Origin of the sequence: Streptomyces longispororuber (genome assembly GCF_014656095.1) — a bacterium.
Lineage (GTDB): Bacteria > Actinomycetota > Actinomycetes > Streptomycetales > Streptomycetaceae > Streptomyces > Streptomyces longispororuber.
The window spans coordinates 1-5,369 of record NZ_BNBT01000265.1; the positions used below are offsets into that span (position 1 = coordinate 1).

General features: G+C 75.1%; 4 protein-coding genes. All 4 read left to right on the forward strand.

The window, feature by feature from the left end; translation table 11 throughout:
• Positions 1 to 2,013 (forward strand): thioesterase domain-containing protein (locus tag IE330_RS37540; protein ID WP_190140669.1); only part of this gene is annotated, 2,013 nt, incomplete at its 5' end.
• Entirely contained in the window at positions 2,010 to 2,900 is an 891-nt protein-coding gene (locus IE330_RS37545; protein ID WP_190140670.1) for an ABC transporter permease, read from the forward strand. The genes IE330_RS37540 and IE330_RS37545, both read left to right, overlap by 4 nt.
• A 198-nt stretch (positions 2,901 to 3,098) precedes the next feature.
• On the forward strand, positions 3,099 to 4,382 hold the full coding sequence (locus IE330_RS37550; protein ID WP_190140671.1) for a cytochrome P450: 1,284 nt from the start codon (positions 3,099 to 3,101) through the stop codon (positions 4,380 to 4,382).
• Positions 4,375 to 5,304 carry a TauD/TfdA family dioxygenase gene (locus IE330_RS37555; protein ID WP_190140672.1) on the forward strand — a complete coding sequence of 310 codons (930 nt, stop codon included), beginning with the start codon at positions 4,375 to 4,377 and terminating at the stop codon, positions 5,302 to 5,304. Before IE330_RS37550 ends, IE330_RS37555 begins: the two co-directional genes overlap by 8 nt.
• Positions 5,305 to 5,369 lie beyond the last annotated feature (65 nt).

A 5,369-nucleotide genomic window follows, 5' to 3' on the forward strand; every position in this document is an offset into this window, starting at 1 on the left:
CGGCCCGCCGCCCGCGTCGTCGCCGCCCTCGCCGTGCTCAGGGCGGGCGCGGCCTGCCTGCCCGTCGCCGCCGACGAGCCCACGGCCCGCGTCAAGGCGCTGTTCGCCGCGGCGCGCCCGCTGTGCGTGCTGACCACCGCCGGACTCGCGGGACGGCTCCGTGCCACCGGTGTGGAGACGCTGGTGTGGGACGCCCCGGACGTGGCCGCCCACCCGGCGGACCCCCTCACGGACGCCGACCGGACCGCACCCCTGCGCGGCGCGCACGCCGCGTACCTGATCCGCACCGACGACGTCGCCGGGCGTCCCGGCGCGGTCGTCGTCCCGCACGCGGCCGCGGCCAACCACACGGCCCAAACCCTCGCGGAGCTGAGCGGGGCCACGGCCGCGCCGGACACCGACGCTGCCGCCCTGTTCCTGCCCCCGGAGGCCTACCGGCCGGACGCCACCGCCTGGAACACCCGCCACCACGTCCTCGACGACTGGCTGCACCCCGTGCCCCCGGGCGGCACCGGCGAGCTGTACGTCGCCGGGGCCGCGGTCGCCCGCGGCTTCGCGGCGCGGCCCGGCGCGAGCGCCGAGCGCTTCGTCGCCGACCCGTTCGGCCCCGCGGGGGAGCGGATGTACCGCACCGGGCGGCGCGGCCGGCGCGACGCCGACGGCATCCTCCGGGACGCGGACGCGCCCCGCGCCGAGGCCGCACCGGCCGAGGCACCCGAGACGCCCGCCCCGGCGGCCCCCGCCGCCCCCGACCCGGCCGAGCGGACCCTGTGCGGCATCGTCGCCCAGCTCCTCGGCGTGGACGCCTTCGACCCCGAGGACAACTTCTTCGAGGCGCCGTCCGGCATGGACAGCATGAAGTCGCTGCGGCTCGTCAGCCAGGCCCGCAAGGCCGGGCTCGACCTCAGCATCGCGGACGTCTTCGCCCACCAGACGGTGCGGGCCCTGGCCGCCACCCTCAAGCCGGAGCCGGAGCCGGAGCCGGAGCCGGGGCCGGAGCCGGAGCCGGGCCCGGAGCCGCGGCGTACCCCGGCGGCCCCGCACGGTCGTACGCGCATCGTCGCCGAGGCCATCGACCACCTGGACGCCCGGCGTGCGAACGCCCCCACCACGGACGACTCTGGCCCCACCGACACCTCCGCTGCTTCCGACACTTCGGACACCTCGGACACCGACCCCTTCGCGACCGTCCTGCCGCTGCGCACCTCCGGCTCCAGGCCCCCCGTGTTCTGCCTGCACAGCGGCGTCGGCCTCGCCCTGTCGTACCTGCCCCTCACCCGGTACATCGGCCCCGACCACCCCGTCTACGGCATCCAGGCCCCCGCCGTCGTCGCGGGCGCGGAGCTGCCGACGAGCATCGAGGACATCGGCGCCACCTACGTCCAGCTCATCAAGGGCGTCCGCCCCCACGGCCCCTACCACCTGTTCGGCTGGTCCTTCGGCGGACTCATCGCGTACGAGATCGCCTCCCAGCTCCGCGCCGCGGGCGACGAGGTGGGCCTCGTGGCCAACCTCGACGCGTACCCCCGCGTCGGCGTCGCCGACACCCGCGGCGGCGAACAGAACATGCTCGCCTGGTTCCTGGAAGGCATCGGACACGACCCGGCCGCCCTCGGCGACCGCGACCTCACCCCCGGCGACGTCATCGACGCCCTCCGGCGCGACGGCAACCCCCTCGCCCGGCTCGGCGAGGACCGCATGGGCCGCATGCTCCAGCTCATGGCCCGCCACCAGGCGATCATCCCCGACTACACACCGGGCGGCTTCGACGGCCGGATGCAGCTCTTCCTCGCCGAACACTCCCCCTGGGGCGACGTCACCGACAAGGAACGCCTCTGGGAGCCGTACCGCACCGGCGAGATCACGGTGCACCGCGTCGCCTGCGCCCACGACGACATGCTCGACCCGGGCCCGCTCGCCGAGATCGGCCCGCTCGTCGCGGCCGAACTCGACCGCCACGACGCCCGCCACGACGCCCGGTACGCCACCCGCGACGGGCGGCCCACGTCATGACCGCCACCTACGCCGAGACCGACCGCACCGGTCCCGGGAGCCCGGGGAGCCCCGGACGTGCCGGGGCCCCCGCCCCCGGCACCCCGGGACCGGCCGGCACCGCCCGCACGGTCCTCACCGAGGTCCTCGCCGTCGCCGGGCGCCGCCTGCGCCGCCTGGGCCGGGCACCGGGCCGCGCGATCGGCATCGTCCTCAACCCGCTGGTCTCCCTGGTGCTGCTCGGCTTCCTGTTCCGCGACGCCATCACCCTGCCCGCGGGCGGCGAGTACACCGAGTACGTGTTCGCGGGCGGCGCCGTCCAGGTCGGCCTCGCCTGCGTCGGACCGACCGCCGTGTCGATCGCCATGGACCTCCAGGGCGGCCTCGTCGACCGGTTCCGCTCCCTGCCCATCTCCAGATCCGCCGTACCGGTCGGCTACACCGTCGCCGACCTCCTCGTCGGCCTCGTCGCCCTCGCCGTCACCGCCGGCGCGGGCCTCGCCCTCGGCTGGCGCTCGCACACCGGCCTCTGGCCCACCCTCGCCGGGTTCGGCCTCGTCGCCCTGTTCCTGTACGCGATGCTGTGGCTGGGCGTCCTGCTCGCCATGACCCTGCGCAGCGTGGAGACCATCAGCGTCGTCGCCCCGTTCATCGTCATCGTGCTGCCGTTCCTGTCCAGCGCGTTCCTCGCGCCGCAGTCCATGCCCGCCGCCATCCGGCCCGTCGCCGAGTGGAACCCCGTCAGCGCCGTCATCGCCTCCTGCCGCGACCTGTGGGGCAACCCCGCCACCACCGGCGGCGGCTTCCCCGGACAACACCCCCTGGCCGTCGTCGCCGTGACCCTGGGCGTCCTCCTCGCCACCTGCACCGCGGTGAGCCTGCGCCGGTTCCGCACGGCGGGCTCCTGACCAGCCCCGGCCCCGTACGGCAGACCCGCGGGCCGGGGGCCACCGCACCGCGCGGCCCCCGCACCGGCCACCGGCCCGCACCGGCCCCTGGCCCGCACCGGCCACGACCGGCCCGCACCGGCCACCGGCCCGCACCGGCCCCGCACGGCGGGCCCCGCACCGGCCCCGCACGGCGGGCGCCCGAAAGGAAACCACCTCATGACCACCGAAGCCCTGACGGCGCCGCCCGACCCGCGCACCGTCGACCTCACCGACCCCCGCACCTTCCACGACGTGGACCCCCACGCCCTGTGGCGCGCCTTCCGTGAGCAGAGCCCCGTCCACTGGCACCCGCCCACCGGCGGCACCCCCGGCTTCTGGGTCGTCTCCCGCTACGAGGACGCCGTCGCCGTCTACCGCGACAACAAGCGGTTCACCTCCGAGAAGGGCAACGTCCTCGCCACCCTCCTCCAGGGCGGCGACTCCGCCGCGGGCAAGATGCTCGCCGTCACCGACGGCCCCCGCCACCGCGCGATCCGCAACCTCATGCTCAAGTCGTTCGCGCCCCGCGTCCTGCAACCCGTCGTCGACGGCGTCCACCGCCACACCCGCGACCTCGTCGCCCGCGCCCTGCGCGCGGGCGACGTCGACTTCGCCGCCGACGTCGCCGACCACGTCCCCATCCACACCATGGGCGACCTCATGGCCATCCCCGAGGCCGACCGCCCCCAGCTCGTCGAGTGGAACACCCGCACCCTGTCCCGCCACGACAGCGACGACAGCGAGCTCGAATCGCTCCTGGCCCGCAACGAGATCCTCATGTACCTCGGCGGACTCGCCGCACAGCGCCGCGAGAACCCCGGCGACGACGTCATCAGCGTCCTGGCCACCGCCACCGTCGACGGTGCCCCCCTCACCGAGGACGAGATCGTCCTCAACTGCTACAGCCTCATCCTCGGCGGCGACGAGTCCACCCGCATGTCCCTCGTCGGCGGCCTCATCGCCCTAGCCGAGAACCCCGAGCAGTGGCGGCGCCTCAAGGCCGGCGAGGTCACCGTCGACAGCGCCACCGAGGAGATCCTGCGCTGGACCACCCCCGCCATGCACTTCGGCCGCCGCGCCCTGACCGACGTACCCCTGCGCGACCAGGTCATCAAGGCGGGCGACGTCGTCACCCTGTGGAACACCTCCGCCAACTTCGACGAAGCCGTCTTCACCGACCCGCACGCCTTCGACGTGGGCCGCAGCCCCAACAAACACGTCGTGTTCGGCCACGGGCCGCACTTCTGCCTCGGCGCGTTCCTCGGCCGCGTCCACGTCAGCGCCATGGTCGAGGCCCTGCGCGACCAGGTCGCCACCGTCGCGCTGCGCGGCCCCGCCCAGCGCCTGTACTCCAACTTCGTCCACGGCTACAGCGGCCTGCCCGTCGCCCTCACGGCCGAACCGGCCCCCAAGGCCCCCGAGGCCCCCGAGGCCCCTGAGGAGGCATCCCGCCATGCGTGACGAACGCCGTACCACCGGCGGCACCACCCTCGCCGTCCTGCACACCGACGGCGCCCCCTTCGACGCCGTCCGCGCCCGCGCCGACGACCTCGTCGACGCCTGCGGCGCCGTCCTCGTCCGCGGCCTCGGCATCGAGAGCGCCGACGCCTTCCACGGCGCCGTCGCCCGCTTCGGCGCCTCCCTCATCGACAGCTACCGCGGCGGCAACACCCCGCGCGCCACCGTCTCCGACGGCGTCTTCACCTCCACCGAGTACCCGGCCCGCTACGACATCTCCCTCCACAACGAGATGAGCTACGCCCACCGCTGGCCCACCCGCCTCTACTTCTGCTGCCTCGACGCCCCCGACACCGGCGGCGCCACCCCCGTGTGCGACGGCGAGGCCCTGCTCGCCGCCCTGTCACCGCGCGTCCGCGACCGCTTCGCCGCCGGCGTCGTCTACCACCAGCACCTGCACGGCGGCTTCGGCCTCGGCAAGTCCTGGCAGGCCACCTTCGAGACCGACGACAAGCACGTGGTCGAGGAGTTCCTCACCGCCTCCGAAGCCGACCACGAGTGGACCGGCGACGGCGGCCTGCGCGTCCGCCAGCACCGCCCCGGGATCCGCGAGAACCCGCGCACCGGCCGCGACACCTGGTTCAACCAGGCCGACCAGTGGCACCCCTCCAACCTGCCCGCCGACGACGCCGAGACCCTGCTCTCCCTCGTCGACAGCCACGACGACCTGCCCCACTGGGTGACGTACGCCGACGGGCAGCCCCTCACCGACGACGACCTCGCCGAGGTACGGGCCGCCCACCGCGCCCACCGCCACGCCGAGCCGTGGCAGGAGGGCGACGTCCTCGTCGTCGACAACATGTCCGTCCTGCACGGCAGGCAGGCCTTCACGGGTACCCGGAAGGTCGTCGTGTCGATGACGTGAAGCGGCCACGGAATCCGTCGCCCGGCCCGCCGTGCGGGGCCGCGAACCTCCTCGCGGCCCCGCAC